At 64.5% G+C, this 15,330-nt stretch carries 12 protein-coding genes and 1 pseudogene; 11 read left to right on the forward strand and 2 right to left on the reverse strand.

Translation table 11 applies throughout. The annotated features are described in order from the left end of the window. Position 1 precedes the first annotated feature (1 nt). From CO656_RS12255 to CO656_RS12300, 10 genes and pseudogenes are all read left to right on the forward strand, one after another. Positions 2–1,513 carry a glycerol-3-phosphate dehydrogenase gene (locus CO656_RS12255; RefSeq protein ID WP_097525936.1) on the forward strand — a complete coding sequence of 504 codons (1,512 nt, stop codon included), beginning with the start codon at positions 2–4 and terminating at the stop codon, positions 1,511–1,513. Positions 1,514–1,527: 14 nt separating this feature from the next. Further along, positions 1,528–2,583: a class II aldolase/adducin family protein gene (locus CO656_RS12260; protein ID WP_097525937.1), complete on the forward strand. Its 1,056-nt coding sequence runs from the start codon at positions 1,528–1,530 to the stop codon at positions 2,581–2,583. Further along, positions 2,580–3,863, forward strand: coding sequence for an FGGY-family carbohydrate kinase (locus CO656_RS12265; protein WP_097525938.1), 1,284 nt, complete (start codon positions 2,580–2,582; stop codon positions 3,861–3,863). The genes CO656_RS12260 and CO656_RS12265 overlap by 4 nt, the downstream gene beginning before the upstream one ends. Further along, positions 3,860–4,705, forward strand: a complete 846-nt coding sequence (locus CO656_RS12270; protein ID WP_097525939.1) for a TIGR01459 family HAD-type hydrolase — start codon at positions 3,860–3,862, stop codon at positions 4,703–4,705. The genes CO656_RS12265 and CO656_RS12270 overlap by 4 nt, the downstream gene beginning before the upstream one ends. A gap of 14 nt (positions 4,706–4,719) precedes the next feature. After that, positions 4,720–5,664, forward strand: coding sequence for a TIM barrel protein (locus tag CO656_RS12275; RefSeq protein ID WP_097525940.1), 945 nt, complete (start codon positions 4,720–4,722; stop codon positions 5,662–5,664). 95 nt (positions 5,665–5,759) lie between these two features. Beyond that, entirely contained in the window at positions 5,760–6,545 is a 786-nt protein-coding gene (locus CO656_RS12280; protein ID WP_097525986.1) for a DeoR/GlpR family DNA-binding transcription regulator, read from the forward strand. Further along, entirely contained in the window at positions 6,542–7,309 is a 768-nt protein-coding gene (locus CO656_RS12285; RefSeq protein ID WP_097525941.1) for a triose-phosphate isomerase, read from the forward strand. The genes CO656_RS12280 and CO656_RS12285 overlap by 4 nt, the downstream gene beginning before the upstream one ends. A 38-nt stretch (positions 7,310–7,347) precedes the next feature. Then, the gene (locus CO656_RS12290) at positions 7,348–7,785 is read left to right on the forward strand and encodes an RpiB/LacA/LacB family sugar-phosphate isomerase (RefSeq protein WP_097525942.1); all 438 of its coding nucleotides are present in this window, start codon (positions 7,348–7,350) and stop codon (positions 7,783–7,785) included. 255 nt (positions 7,786–8,040) lie between these two features. Continuing rightward, a pseudogene (locus tag CO656_RS12295) lies at positions 8,041–9,215 on the forward strand (MFS transporter). A gap of 73 nt (positions 9,216–9,288) precedes the next feature. After that, positions 9,289–10,077: a carbon-nitrogen hydrolase family protein gene (locus CO656_RS12300; protein WP_097525943.1), complete on the forward strand. Its 789-nt coding sequence runs from the start codon at positions 9,289–9,291 to the stop codon at positions 10,075–10,077. 15 nt (positions 10,078–10,092) lie between these two features. Here the strand turns inward: CO656_RS12300 and CO656_RS12305 are convergent, their stop codons facing one another. Next, positions 10,093–12,708, reverse strand: a complete 2,616-nt coding sequence (locus CO656_RS12305; protein ID WP_179864751.1) for a malto-oligosyltrehalose synthase — start codon at positions 12,706–12,708, stop codon at positions 10,093–10,095. Positions 12,709–12,794: 86 nt separating this feature from the next. Between CO656_RS12305 and CO656_RS12310 the strand changes: the two genes are divergently transcribed. Next, positions 12,795–14,414: a phospholipase D-like domain-containing protein gene (locus tag CO656_RS12310; RefSeq protein WP_234819756.1), complete on the forward strand. Its 1,620-nt coding sequence runs from the start codon at positions 12,795–12,797 to the stop codon at positions 14,412–14,414. Here CO656_RS12310 and CO656_RS12315 read toward each other — a convergent pair. Further along, the gene (locus CO656_RS12315) at positions 14,312–15,250 is read right to left on the reverse strand and encodes a lysylphosphatidylglycerol synthase domain-containing protein (RefSeq protein WP_097525946.1); all 939 of its coding nucleotides are present in this window, start codon (positions 15,248–15,250) and stop codon (positions 14,312–14,314) included. The two genes, CO656_RS12310 and CO656_RS12315, sit on opposite strands and share 103 nt — an antisense overlap. Positions 15,251–15,330 lie beyond the last annotated feature (80 nt).

The following is a 15,330-nucleotide window of genomic DNA, read 5'->3' on the forward strand; positions in this document are numbered from 1 at the left end:
GATGAGCGAGCCCGGGACATACGACCTATTCGTCATCGGCGGCGGCATCAACGGCGCGGGCATTGCCCGCGATGCAGCCGGCCGCGGCCTTTCCGTGCTGCTCTGCGAGAAGGACGATCTTGCCCAGGGCACGAGTTCGCGGTCCGGAAAGCTCATTCATGGGGGCTTGCGCTATCTCGAATATTACGAGTTCCGGCTGGTCCGCGAGGCACTGATCGAGCGCGAGGTGCTGCTCCGATCGGCGCCGCACATCATCTGGCCGATGCGCTTCGTGCTGCCGCACAACCCGGCCGACCGACCGGCTTGGCTTGTCCGCCTCGGCCTTTTTCTCTACGACCATCTCGGCGGCCGCAAGCGCCTGCCGGGCACGCGGACGCTCGACCTCAGGACGGCGCCGGAAGGCGCGCCGATCAAAACGTCCTATCGCAAGGCGTTCGAATATTCCGACTGTTGGGTGGACGACGCCCGGCTGGTCGTCCTGAGCGCCCTTGATGCGGAGCAGCGAGGCGCCCGAGTCCTCACCCGCACCGCCTGCACGAGCATCCGCCGCCGCGGCGAGCTCTGGCAGGTCGAGATGACTGATGCCGGGACCGGTGCGAGGACGGAGGCGCGGGCGCGCTGCGTCGTCAACACCGCCGGCCCCTGGGTCAACGACATGATCGGCCGGGTCGCCGGGCTCAGCTCCCGCCGCAGCGTCCGGCTCGTCAAGGGCAGCCATATCGTTGTGCCGAAGTTCTGGGAGGGGAGGCAGGCCTATCTCGTCCAGAATCCCGACAAACGGGTCATCTTCATCAATCCCTATCAGAACGATCTGGCGCTGATCGGTACCACCGACATTCCCTACGAGGGACGGCCGGAGGACGTTGCCGCCGATGCCAACGAGATCGCCTATCTGATGAAATCGGTGAACCGCTATTTCAAGCAACAGCTCAGCGAGGCAGACATCATCCAGAGCTTCTCCGGGGTCCGGCCGCTCTATGACGACAATGCCGAGAATCCTTCGGCGGTGACGCGCGACTACATTTTCGAGTTGGATGCGGCGAACGGCGAGGCGCCGCTGCTTTCCGTCTTCGGCGGCAAGATCACCACCTTCCGCAAGCTTTCCGAACATGCACTGGAGCGGTTGAAATCTTTCTTTCCGAAAATTGGTCCGGCCTGGACCGCGGGTGCCCACCTGCCGGGCGGCGATATGGCGAATGCGGATTTCGACCAATTCCTTGGAGAGCTGCGCGCCTGCTATCGCTGGCTGCCGGCCGATCTCTTGAAGCATTATGCCAGGCTTTACGGCACGCGGACCCACGCGCTGATCGACGGGGCAACGTCGCTCGACGAGCTCGGCACCGGCTTCAGCCGGCTCTTCCGCGAACGCGAAGCCCGCTTCCTAATCGAAACCGAATGGGCACGGACGGCGGAGGATCTGCTCGAGCGTCGCACCAAGCATGGCCTGCATATGAGCGAAGCCGAGAAGCGGGCCTTCGGCGGCTGGCTCAAGGGTCAGCAGGCGGCCGCATGAGAAAGGGGCAGGCGATGTTGCGAAGCTCCGAATTCGAAGCGCTTCTAGATCTGTCGGCGAGGATCGGCGCCGATCCGGAGCTCGTCCAGGGCGCCGGCGGCAATACCTCGATCAAGGAGGGCGATACCCTCTGGATCAAGGCTTCAGGACTTTGGCTCGCCGAGGCTCGGGCGCGCGATATCATGGTGCCGGTCGCGCTCGATCCGCTGATCGACGCACTGGAGCGCGACGATCCGGCGGCGGAGAGGGCCCAGGACTTCGTCATCGAGGAGCTCAACCCATCCGGCCTCCGGCCGTCGATCGAAACCACGGTGCACGCGCTGATGCCGCAGAAGGTGGTCATCCATGTGCATTGCGTGGCGACGATCGCAGCCGCCGTGCAGACCAATGCGGCGGCCATCGCGGCCGAAAGGCTTGCCGGCATTCCCCATGCCTTCGTTCCCTATGCCCGCCCCGGCCTGCCGCTCGCCAGAGCGATCGGCGAACGGATCGATGCCGATACGGCCGTGCTGGTGTTCGGCAATCACGGGCTGGCGGTCGCCGGCGATACGATCGAAGATGCGGCGCTTCTCCTCGTCGACGTCTCCGAGCGGTTTGCCGGCCTCGTGCGCCAGGCTCCGCCCGCGGACCTGTCGGCGCTGTCGCGCCTCGCCGTCAACAGCGCCTATCGTCTTCCGGAGGAAGGAAGACTGCATGACGCCGCAACTGATCTCGAAAGCTGCAGGATCGCCGCCGGCGGCAGCCTCTATCCCGACCATGTGATCTTTCTCGGCAAGGGTTCGGTGATCGCCGCGCCGGAGGATACGGCTCTTGCGATCGAGGCGCGCTTTCTTGAAGCGCGAGAGCCTTTGCCGCCGGTTCTCCTTTTTCCGGGCAAGGGGGTGCTGGTCCTCAAGGATATAACCGCCGGGGCGCTTGCGATGGCCCGCTGCCTTTCCGATGTGGCGGCGCGCATTCCGGCGAGCGCGCGGCTGCGCTACCTGACGGATGCCGAGAATGCCGAGCTTCTCGGCTGGGATGCGGAAAAATACCGTCAGCAGCTGAACCGCGCCGGGCAGGTGCTGCAATGAGCGGTGGAGACGGGCTCGTCCTCGGCATCGATATGGGCACGTCCGGTGCCCGCGCCGTGGCAATGGACGAAGCCGGGAACGTCGCCTCCTCGGGCGCCGCCAAGCTCGGCGCCTTTTCCGAGGACCATCGCGATCCGATCGGCTGGTGGAAGGCGGTACAGGCCGCACTTCTGGAGGCGCTTGCGGCAATCGATCCGGTGCGCGTGCGTGCAATCAGCATCGACGGCACGTCCGGGACGATGTTGCCGGTTGCGGCCGACGGAGAGCCGCTTGCGGCGCCGCTGATGTACAATGATCCGGTCGGCGACCCGGCCATTGTCGACCGCATCGCCGCACATGCGCCGCTGGAAAGCGCCGCGCACGGCGCGACCTCCGGTCTCGCTAGGCTGCTGGCGTTTCAATTGTATCCCGGTGTCTTCCGCGTGGTCCACCAGGCCGATTGGCTCGCAGGGCATTTGACCGGCCTCTACGACGTCGCCGATGAGAACAACGCGCTGAAGACCGGCTACGATCCCGTCCAACGGTGCTGGCCGGACTGGTTGGCGCGGACCGGTGCGCGGGTCGAGCTGCTGCCGGACGTCCAGCCGGCCGGAGCGCCCATCGCGACGATTTCACCGGCGGCGGCGGACGCCTTCGGCCTGCCGCGCGATACGGTCGTCGTCGCCGGCACGACGGACGGCTGCGCCTCGTTCCTCGCCACCGGCGCCGACGGGCCGGGCGATGGGGTCAGCGCGCTGGGCACGACCCTGACGGTGAAGATGCTGTCGGATCGGCCGCTGTTCGCTCCGGAATTCGGACTCTACAGCCACCGGATCGGCGACATGTGGCTTGCCGGCGGTGCCTCCAACACCGGCGGTGCGGTGCTTGCCGCGCATTTCAGCGCCGAGCGGATCGGCGAACTTTCGGCGGAGATCGATCCGGCAACCGAGACGGGTCTCGATTTCTATCCGTTGACGAGACCGGGCGAACGCTTTCCGATCGCCGATCCCGCGCTGATGCCGCGCATGACGCCGCGCCCGGCAGATGACGCGGAGTTCCTGAAGGCGATCTTCGAGGGGATCGCGGCCGTCGAGAGCCTCGCCTATCAGCGGCTCGCCTCACTCGGCAGCCCACCGCTTCGGACGGTCCGCAGCGTCGGTGGCGGCGCCGGGAACAGGGCCTGGAAGGCCATCCGCGCCCGCAAACTCCGCGTGCCCTTTCTGCCGCCGCGCTCCCAGGAAGCGGCCGCCGGCACGGCGCGGTTGGCACTGTCCGGTGCAAAACAAGCGGGGGTGCTATGAGTGCCGTCCGGACAATCCCCGGCCTCTCGGTGATCGCCGAGGCCTATGATGCCTTCCTCATCGACCAGTTCGGCGTCTTAAGAGACGGGCGCGGGCCATATCCGGGTTCCGCCGAGGCGCTTGTCCGCCTCAGGCAGGCCGGCAAACGCATTATCATCCTTTCGAATTCCGGCAAGCGCTCGGCGGAAAACGACCGCCGGTTGGCAGCGCTCGGCTTCGAGCCGGGCAGCTGGGACTGGTTCCTGACCTCGGGCGAGGTTGCCTGGCAGCTGCTGAAGCGGGAAGAGGCAGCCCCAGCGGGAGGGATGCGCAAATGCCTGCTGATCAGCCGCGACGGCGATCTGTCGCCGCTGAATGGCCTGGATCTCCTTCGGACGGAGAGCGGCGAGGAGGCCGACATCGTGCTGCTCGCGGCAAGCGAGGGCGACGTCCATCCGCTTGGCTATTACGAGGATCTGCTTCGGCCCGCGGCGCAGCGCGGTGTCCCCTGCCTCTGCACCAATCCGGATAAGGTGATGCTGACGCGGACCGGGCATGCCTTCGGCGCCGGACGTATTGCTGAGCTCTATGAGGAACTCGGCGGTAGGGTGCGCTGGATCGGCAAGCCGTTCCGCGACATCTACGATTTCGCGCTCGATTTCCTCGGCAAGCCCGATCCCACGCGGGTCTGCGCGGTGGGTGACAGCGTCGAGCATGACATTGCCGGCGCCGCAAACGCCGGGCTCGGCTCTGTGCTGGTCACGACCGGCATTCTCGAACGGCAGTCGGAGGAGGGGCGCCACAGCCTGTTCGCGGCACACGGCGCCACGCCCGATTTCCTCCTGCCGAAATTTCTCTGGTAGCCAGGAGCCCGGCCATGCCCTTCACCCTGTCGCTCAACACCAATCCCCTGGTCAACCGCTTTGCCGAGCCGGACGATCTGATCGACGCGATCGCCGAGAGGATCCGGATCGGCCACGTGCAGCTCACCCACGAATTCGTCAATCCGAGCTGGCCGGCGGCGACCATCAGCAAGGTGACCCGGCGGTTCCAGGCGGCGCTTGCCCGCACCGGCGTGAAGATCACCTCCGGCATGACCGGACCCTATGGGCGGCTCAACCATTTCGGCCATCCTGACCCGGATGTGCGCCGCTATTATGTCGACTGGTTCAAGACCTTCGCCGATATCTCGGCGGAACTCGGCGCCTCCGCCATCGGCACGCAATTCGCGATCTTCACGCTGAAGGACTATGACGACCCGGTGCGGCGCGAGGAGCTGATGGCGATCGCCATCGACTGCTGGCGCGAAGTGGCGGAGCACGCTAAGGCGGCGGGGCTCTCCTATCTCTTCTGGGAGCCGATGTCGGTCGGCCGCGAATTTGGCCACACGATCGCGGCGTGCCGGGAACTGGACGGTCGCCTCGCGCGGGCCGAGTTGCCGATCCCGTTGAAGATGATGGTCGATATCGATCATGGCGACGTGACGTCCGACAACCCGGCCGACATCGATCCCTACGCCTGGGCGAAAGCCTTTCCGCGGCGATCGCCGATCATTCACGTCAAGCAGTCGTCGATGAACAAGGGAGGCCATTGGCCCTTTACCGCCGCTTACAACAAGGATGGCCGCATTACGCCCGAGCGCCTGCTCGATGCGGTGAGGAGCGGCGGGGGAACGGACAACGAGATCTGCCTCGAACTGTCGTTCCGCGAGCGCGAGCCCACCGATCACCAGGTGGTCCAGATGATCCGCGAGTCCGTGGAATACTGGGAGCCTCATATCGATACCGGGCTGAATGATGAGGAAGATCACACATCAACATAACAAAATATCGCAAACAAGTTGAAAAATCACAAAATCATGTTATCTCTCTGTTGAGATGCGTAGCGAAAGACCGCGGCGCCGAGAGGATGATGGCAGTGAAACCGGAAGACAGGCGACAGGCGATCATGGACGTCCTGATGGAGGCGGGCACGGCCTGGGTCGAGGACCTTTCCATTCGCTTCGGCGTCAGCAAGATGACCGTGCATCGCGATCTCGACGACCTGGAGCAGGCTGGCCTCTTGCGCAAGGTCCACGGCGGCGCGTCGATCCAGTCGAGCCCGCAATTCGAGAGCGACTTCCGCTATCGCGAAAAGATCGCCACGGCGGAGAAGCGACGGATTGCCGAACATGCCGCGACGCTGATCGAGCCGGGCCAGAGCATCATCATTGACGACAGTTCCACCGCCGGTGCAATTGCCGCATGCCTCAAGGACATTCGTCCGCTCACCGTCATCACCAACAATCTCGGCGTCATTGCCGAGCTATCGGGCGCACCGGGCATCAACCTGATCGCGCTCGGTGGCCAGTACAGCAAGAAATTCAACGGCTTCTTCGGCATCGTCACGGAGGAAGCACTGCGATCGCTCAGAGCCGACGTCGCCTTCCTGTCGAGTTCGGCAATCGAGGGCGCCACGGCGTTCCACCAGGACCAGGAGGTCGTGCAGACAAAGCGGCAGATGGTGAAATCGGCGACGCGCAAATACCTGCTCGTCGATCACGGCAAGTTCGGCCGCTCCGCCCTGCATTTCCTGACCGGGCTCGACGTTTTCGATGCGGTTCTGACCGGCAGCGAGGTTTCGAAGGACCATGCCGCCACCCTCGGCGAGGCCGGCATCAAGCTCATCGCTGTCAGTGATCAGAAAATAGCGGAGAAGGCATGAGCAAGTCGCAGGTCTGGGTCGGCACCAGCTGGAAGATGAACAAGACGCTGTCGCAGGCGACGGCCTTCGCCGAGGGCCTGGCGGCTGCCGATGCGGAGCGCGACCCGCGCATCCAGCGCTTCGTCATACCACCGTTTACGGCGGTCCGCGAGGTGAAGGAGAGGCTGAAGGAGACGAGCGTCAAGGTCGGCGCCCAGAACATGCATTGGGACGATGCCGGCGCCTGGACCGGCGAGATTTCTCCCTTGATGCTGAAGGATTGCGGGCTCGATCTCGTCGAGCTCGGCCATAGCGAACGCCGCGAACATTTCGGCGAGACCGACCGCACCGTCGGGCTGAAGACGGCAGCGGCCGTCAGCCATGGTCTCGTCCCGCTGATCTGCATCGGCGAAACGCTTGCCGAACGGGAGGCGGGCGAGGCCGATGCCGTTTTGAAGCGTCAGGTGGTAGGGGCGTTCGCGCTTCTCGAAGGCGACGCCAGAAGGGCGCCGGTCCTGCTCGCCTACGAGCCCGTCTGGGCGATCGGCGTGAACGGCATACCGGCGACCGCCGACTATGCCGACGCCCGCCACCGGCGGATAGCTGAGGCGGCCGCGGCGGCGCTCGGCGTCGCGGTGCCGGTGCTCTACGGCGGCAGCGTCAATCCCGAAAACTGCGAGGAGCTGGTCGCCCAACCGCATATCGACGGCCTCTTCATCGGCCGCTCCGCCTGGGAGGTCGGCGGCTATCTCGACATTCTGAAGCGTGTCGCCGGCGCGATCTGACCGGCAAAGGTTTGGAACAAGTGCGGAAAGGAAGCCCCATGAAAATCGCAATCGGTGCAGATAGTGCAGGCAAACCGTTGCTCGATGTCATTGCCGCTCATCTCGCCGGCCGGAGCGACGTCGAGGTCAAGGATCTGAGCCAGGCAGGCTTCTACGCCGAACTCTCGGAGCATCTGGCAAAGACGATCACGGCCGGCGAGAACGATCGCGGCATCCTGATCTGCGGCACCGGCATCGGCGTCTGCATCTCGGCCAACAAGGTGCCCGGTATCCGCGCGGCGCTCACCCACGACACCTATTCGGCCGAGCGAGCGGCGAAATCCAACAACGCCCAGATCATCACCATGGGCGCGCGGGTCATCGGTCCGGAATTGGCGAAATCGATCGTCGATACCTGGCTCGCATCCGAGTTCGATCCGCAAGGTCCGTCGGCCGGCAATGTCCAGGCGATCGATCGTCTGGATGCAGGCAAATAAAGCTCCGTTTCCGCATCGCCCCGTGATCCTCCCTCGGGAAGTGCGGCGTTGACGCCCGGCAGCAGTGCCGGGTGTCTTCGTTGCGGACTTACTTTTCACTGCGAATACCCATCCCGGGCTCCTCGGCGCCCGGTAGTCGCTCGGCGGAGCGCCGATGACGCGCTTGAAGGCGCGGCTGAAAGCCGCCTCCGAATCATACCCTCACGGCTTATCTAAGAGAACTCGGATCGTTGGAGATTGCTTTGATGACAAAGCATGCATGCTCCCCTTGTGGCCACTGAGATCGAAGGACGCAGCGAGCCGGCCTGGGCCGGCGTCATCTCGCTAGCGCTCGGCGTGTTCGGCCTCGTCACCGCGGAGTTCCTTCCCGCAAGCGTGCTGACTCCGATGGCGGCCGATCTCGCTATCAGCGACGGTACCGCAGGGCAGGCGGTCACGGCGACCGCCGTGGTCGGCGCCATCGCTGCGCCGACGATCGCGATCGTCACCCGCGGATTTGACCGCCGGCTTGTGCTCTGGGGTTTTACCCTTGCTCTGATCCTCTCCAACTTGCTCGCCGCCATGGCCACCAACCTCACCATGCTGCTTGCCCGCGTCATCCTCGGGATCGGGCTCGGCGGCTTCTGGTCGATGATGGCGGCGATTGCGCTGCGCCTCGTTCCGACGCGTCTCGTGCCGCGCGCCATGTTGATCATCTTCACCGGCGTCTCGCTCGCGACCGTCTGCGCAGCGCCCGTCGGCGCCTATATTGGCGATCTTTGGGCTGGCGCGTCACTTTCCTGGTGGCTGCCGTGCTCGGCGTCGTCACGCTCGCGGTGCAGATGACAAGCGTGCCGCGCCTGCCGCCGCAATCGGTGCCGAGCATCAGGCTGCTGTTCGATCTAGTACGCCGCCCGAGCATCAGCATCGGCATCATCACCGTCCAGCTCTTTGTCTCGGGTCATTTCGCCGGCTTCACCTATGTCCGGCCGTTCTTGGAAAAGATACCCGCCTTTGGCATCGAAGCGATCTCGCTGACCCTGCTCGCCTACGGCGTCGGCGGCTTCTTCGGCAATCTGGCCGGCGGCTTCGTCATCGAGCGCAGCATCACGGCCGCCGTCAGTCTCGGCACGCTTCTCATCGCCGCGACGGCGCTGGCGCTGGTGGCCTTCGGTGCGAACGATCTTGTTTCGGCGGGCGCCGTCACCCTCTGGGGCTTCGCCTTCGGAGCCCTGCCGGTTGCGGTCCAGACATGGATGGTCCGGGCGGCACCGGACCACGCGGAAAGCACCGGCGGACTGATCGTCGCCACGTTCCAGTTGGCGATTGCCGGCGGCGCGGTTCTAGGCGGCCTCTTCGTCGACGGCTTTGGACCGCTCGGCGCCATCAGTTATTGCGCCGCCGCAACGCTCGCCAGCGCGCTCTTCGTTCTGGCTCCCGGCGCAGCATAGGGGTGTGAACATTGACTCCGCCGGAGCAATTCCTATCTGCCCCCTAAGTTTCAAAGGTCCTTGGGAGTATTGCGTGGCTGGTAGGTCCTTCCGCGCGGCAATGGCGCAGGTAATGAACGATGCGGATGTCGACGCGATCGCAGCGTCGGCAGCCGCAGAAGGCGCCGACATCATCGTCTTCCCGGAGATGTTTTCGAACGGTTACAGCCGCTTCGATCCTGAAGATCCGGTCGCCCGGCAGGCCTGGATCGATGCGGCGGTGCCGATCGACGGCGCCTTTGTGAAAGGCTTTCGGGAGGCGGCGCGCAGGCACGGACTGGCGATGGTGGCGACCTTTCTCGAGGGCGGCAGCCCCAAGCCTTTCAATGCCGCAGTCCTGATCGACAGTCGAGGCGAGGTTGTCCTCCACCAGCGCAAGCGGCACGTCTGCTTCTTCGACGCTCCGGAAGAAGCCTGCGCCGCCGGCGAGACTTCCAGCGTGGCGCGGCTCAGGACTGAGGCGGGCGAGGTCATGATCGGCATCATGATCTGCATGGACCGAGAATTTCCCGACGTCACGTCAGACCTCGTGCGGGACGGCGCCGAAGTCATTCTCGTTCCGAACAGCTGTCCCTTGGTTGATGATCCCGCGGTCGGGGACGTCCGGATCGCAGGCGTGCGGGCACTGGCGTTTCAATCTGTCCTCGGCGTGGCGGTAGCGAACTATCCGGCGCCGAAGGACGACGGGCGGTCCTTTGCGGTCGATGCTCTGGGGAGGATCCTCTCCATGGGCGGACCGCAGCCGGAACTCGTGTTCGCGGATTTTGATCTGGACCGGATCAGAGTTTTGCAAACAGAGGACTGGTTCCGGCGGGTCCGTTGAGGAGCAGCACCCGGGTCATTCCGGAACAAGGAACGCGACCGGGAAGCCGTGGAAAACCTCCGAGATCACAATGCGTCGCTGCGAGTCGACGGTCGCGCCCGTTGCGAGGTTTCGCAATCGCCTCGGTTCGCACTCCTCCGGCCACAACAGGTAGGTGTCACGCCAAAGGTCGGAACGAACGGACAGCCCCTCTCCAAGATGCCTGAAGACGAGCCGTGGGACGAGGGTGACCGAAAGCTGATCCTCCCTGCGGCGCATGAATGCGGCGGCGTGTCGGGAGGCAGGGCCTTGGATATCCAAGGGGAGGTATTCGCCGCTCGCCAGCAGCGCCGCGCCTCGGCCTTGGCGATGGTTCAGGCAGAGCCTGATCAGCCACTGTTTGCAGTCTTCGAAGTCGCCGGCTGTCGGCTGACGCCGCAGGTCGCGCAGCGAGGGCCGCGGTGAGAAGCCGCGGCGGTTGTCCGGATCCACCAGCGAGAGGTCGAGGCGCTCGCTGCCCTGATAGATGTCCGGAATGCCCGGCGCGGTGAGTTTCACCAGCGTTTGCGAGAGGCTGTTGATCAGGCCGGCGCGGATGAAGGGCGCGGTCGTATTCTCGAAGTCGTCGAGAAAGGCTCGATTTTGCCAGTCGAGGATGCCGCGAAGAAATCCGGTGACCGCCGCTTCATAGGGCTCGTCCGGGGCATCCCAGCTTGTCCGGAGCTTCGCCTCGCGCAGCGCCTTCACGGCGAAGTCTTCCATACGCTCGCGCAGGGAAAGCAGATCCTTCTCGTCAGCGTGGGGTTTGATCGGCCAAGCGCCGAGCAGGCTCTGATAGAGAAACTGCTCGACGGAGGTTTCCGGGGCAAAGGCGCCAGGCTGGAGGCCAGCCCGGTTCATGTCGCGCCAGCGGTGGACTGCCGCCGCCCAGAGCTCCAGTGCCTCGCTGATCACGTAGAGGCGGGCGCGGGCGTCCTCGCCCCGTTTCGTGTCGTGGGTCGCGGTTGTCGACAGGCCGGCCAGGCTTCTGCTTCCCCGTTCCCGCATCCCCTCGTGGAACCGGGGGACGCCACACGGCGCCCAGGAGGGCGCAGCACCCACCTCATTGGCGGCGAGATAGTCGCCGCGGCGGTAGAAAAACGTATCTTCGACCGCCTTGGCCATGACCGCGCCGCTCAATTGCTGAAAGCGCGCCCGCAATTCGGTCGCCGCCTGTCGATCCGTTTCGGCATCGTTCGACCTCAGGCAAGCCGTGATCGTCGCGATCTCGGCGCCGACCTCCGGTGCGGCAGCGCGTGACCGGGACTCGATCCCGTCGAGCATCCGCCGATCGTGCTCGCTTGCGCCACGGTCGCTGAGATAGGTGCGGTAAACCGGCATTGCTGCGATCAGATGGCGAATGGCCTCGGCGATTTGCTCGCTTCCGGCCGGTGCGTTGTCATAGCCCTGCGCGCGCCCCGCCAATGCGGCGAGCCGTCGGACTTCAGCGTTGAAATTGTGGCTCAGCACCTGCAGCTTGCTTTCGGTAACGTCCCTCTCCGTCGCGGATCGGTGATCTTCTTTCCAAAGCCCGGAAGATTCGTCGGAGAGCAGATCGGCAAGTGTCGAGATGAACTCGTAGCCCGTGGTGCCATCGACCGGCCATTCCTCCGGCAGCACCTCGTTCGCCTCGAGTATTTTCTCGACGATGATATAGGTGTGCTCGCCGGCGCGTTCCCGCAGCCTGTGAAGATAAACCTCCGGATCGGCAAGGCCGTCAATGTGATCGACGCGCAGTCCGTCGACCAATCCTTCCTCGACAAGGCCGAGGACAAGCCTGTGGGTGGCCTCGAAGACCGCTGGATCTTCGACGCGAAGGCCGACGAGGCCGGCGATCTCGAAGAACCTCCGATAGCTGAGGTGGTCCCGCGCCGCTTTCCAGCTCATCAGCCGCCAGCTTTGCATGTCGTGAAGTCGCTGCAGCAACGGCTTGTCGGCGGAGACCCGCTGAAGATGCGCGTCGAGAGCGGCGGCAACAGGGGGCGTCTTTAGGAGAGAAGCCACTTCGGAGTGAAAGCCTACGGCATTGTTCGCTTCCGCTTTCTTGGCGACGCCGATCAGCCTGTCGAGAGCGAGGTTGCAACCTTCAAGGGCCGCCGGGTAGGAGGCGGGGTTGAGAGGGTAGAGGGCGTCGTAATAGGCAAAGGCCAGGCAGTTTCGGTCATGATCGAATGTCAGCCGTATGCTGCCGTCCGCCAGTTCCTCTTCGAACTGCCGGCCAAGAAACGGAAGTGTGAGCGGCGCACGCCAGTCGATGTCGAAATGGCCGGCGAACGCACTCGCCTGTCCCCATTCGACGACGCTGTGCCACCAACGGTTCTCGAGATGCGCGGCCATGTGGTTCGGCACGATATCGAGGATGATCCCGAGTCCATGCGCTCTCAGTTCTCGGACGAGCCGGCGTAACCCGTCGATACCGCCCAAGGCTGGGTCGATCTCGTTGAAGTCGACTATGTCATAGCCATGCGTCGAGCCGCCGACCGCGGAAAAAATCGGCGAGGCATAAAGGTGTGAAATGCCGAGATCGACGAGATGCGGGATCAACTCCGCGGCTTTTTCGAAGTCCATCCCGTTTCGAAATTGCAGTCGGTAAGTCGCTTTGGGCAGGGGCATGGCAGGTCGGTTTGACATCTATGCGGGCACAACACGCTGCGGCCGAGCTTTGTTCCGCGGGCGTAGCGGGAACAATCTCGGTTGAAATGGATTTTTTTGCAGTCGCCACCCACGGGAAAAGAAGCTTGGCCTGGAAGACCGTTTTCACTGGCACCCCGCCCAGCCGATTGCGCCGGGCACGCCGACCGATCATCAAAGAAGCCGAGAATATCTGGCGCAGCGCGCCGGCCGAGCGGGTGTCCTTCCTCGTGGACGGGGCGGCCTATTATGCCTGCCTCGATCGGGTGCTCGAACAGGCCGAAGAGCAGGTCTGGATCACCGGATGGGATTTCGATCCGCGCATCAAGCTGCGGCCGGACGATCCGGACGCAAAGGCGCTCGGCACCAAGCTCGAGGCGCTGGTCGCGCAAAAGCCGAATCTCAGGATCCGCATTTTGATCTGGGCGATGGGGCCGATCTATTCGGGAAAGTCGTTGCGACTGTTTCGCGGCCAGCAATGGGCTTCCCATCCGCAGGTCGAGCTCCGTTTCGCCAGCCACCACGCGTTGCGCGGTTCTCATCACCAGAAACTCGTCTCCATCGACGACCGGATCGCTTTCGTCGGCGGCATCGATCTGACCGCCCGGCGCTGGGACACGCCGGACCACCTGGCCGAGAATGACCTGCGCCGCGATCCGGACGGAAATCCTTATGATCCGGTCCATGACATCCAGGTGGTGCTGGAGGGCGAGGCGAGCCGGGCGATCGGCGATCTCTGCCGCTCCCGCTGGAAGTCTTCGGTCGGCGAAGGTATCGGCGCTCCAGGCTCGTCGGCGGTCGCCTGGCCGCCCGGCATCGAACCTCTCCTGACCAATTGCCGGATCGGGATCGCCCGCACCGAGCCAGGCTTCGGCAAGAGGCGTGGGCGGCAGGAAGCGCTGCGGCTCACCCTCGACGCTTTGCGAAGTGCCCGGCGCCACATCTATATCGAGAACCAGTATTTCGCCTCGCATCGGATCGGCAAGGTTCTGTGCGAGCGGCTGCAGGAGCCCGACGGACCCGAGATCGTGGTCATCACGACGCGCAGTTCGCACGGGTTTCTCGAAAGGGTGGTGATGGGGGGCAATCGCGACCGCCTTATCCGGCGGCTGAAGCGGACGGATCGCTACGGCAGGCTGCGGGTCGCCTATCCCGTCGTCCCTGCGGCGGACGGCTCCGAACAGGAGGTGATCATCCATTCCAAGGTGGTCGCTATCGACGAGCGGTTTCTTCGGGTCGGGTCGTCGAATTTCAACCACCGTTCGGAAGGGTTCGATACCGAGTGCGACGTTGCGGTGGAGGCGGCGAACGAGGAGCAAAGTGCCGCGATCGCAGGCTTTCGCAACGCGCTTCTGGCGGAGCATCTGGACGTCGAGCCGGCGAAGATCGAGAGCATGCTGCAGGAAACAGGCTCCCTCGTCGCCGTCGTCGAACGGTTGAACACGCGTCGGCGTGGTCTGCGGACCTTCGACGGGATCGAAGGCCACGGCGCGACCGCGCTGGTCTGGGCAACCGACATCGTCGATCCGCGCGGGCCGTTCAGGCCCTTCCGCCGCACAGGCGCTCTGCTGCGGCGATGGATCGGTCAGCTTTTCGCCTTGCTATCCAGGCTTCTCGCATTATCCCAGCGGCGGACTTCCGCGATCGACAGCGAAATCAAGCCGAGCGGCAGCGGCAGGAAGAAATAGATCGCCCTGAAGGCGATGAGGGCGCCGATGCTCGCCGACTGCCCGAGCAGGAAGGCGATCGTTGCCTCGAGCACACCGATGCCGCCCGGAACGTGGCTGACGAGAGCGGTCAGGTTGGCGCCGACATAGGCCGTCGCGGTTTCGAAGAAGCCAGGAGTTCCGAACGCCAACACCAATTGATGCAGGCAGGCGCTGACGCAGAGGAAGTTGGCCGTGCCGACCAGGACCTGGCCGGCGGCGATCCGCAGCGGCGGCATTTCGAACGACCATCGGAATAGGCGAAGCGAACCGCGCAAGAACCCGGCGAGCACGATATAGCCAGCCGAGGCGGCAAGGCAGGTGATGCCGAGAAGACGGGCGCCGCCTTCCGACAGGCCGATGATCGGCGCGGCGCTCTCCGGCATGATCAGACAACAAAGGCCGGCAAGGGTCAGGAGGCCGACGCCGACGGTGACGCCGCAGAAGAGGATGATTTTGGCGATCTGCTCGACACTCAATCCCCAGCGCGAATAGAACCGATACCGGACCGCGCCGCTGCTCAAGGCCGCCATGCCGACATTGTGGCCGATCGACAGGCTGGTGAAGGAGGCAAGCGCCACCTGACGATAGGGAAGCTTGTGGCCGACATAGCGCACCGCGAGCGTGTCGAACAGCGTCAGGCAGAGATAGGAGAGGACGACGAAGCCGATCCCCGCCAGCAGATGTGCAAATGGGATCTGCAGGATGGAGCCGACGATCTCCTCGAACGTGTATTGACGAAGCGTTCGGTAGATCAGCCAGGCGGCGACGCCGATGGCGGCGAATATGAATAGTCTGGCAATGATTTTCTTCGGCATCGGCCTCGTTCCTTTGCGCGTCCACCGGAACGAAATGCAGGTCCCGTGTGTTCCCGAACGCAGGACCTGCAGCGACGCGC

Origin of the sequence: Sinorhizobium sp. FG01 (assembly GCF_002531875.1) — a bacterium.
Taxonomy (GTDB): domain Bacteria; phylum Pseudomonadota; class Alphaproteobacteria; order Rhizobiales; family Rhizobiaceae; genus Sinorhizobium; species Sinorhizobium fredii_C.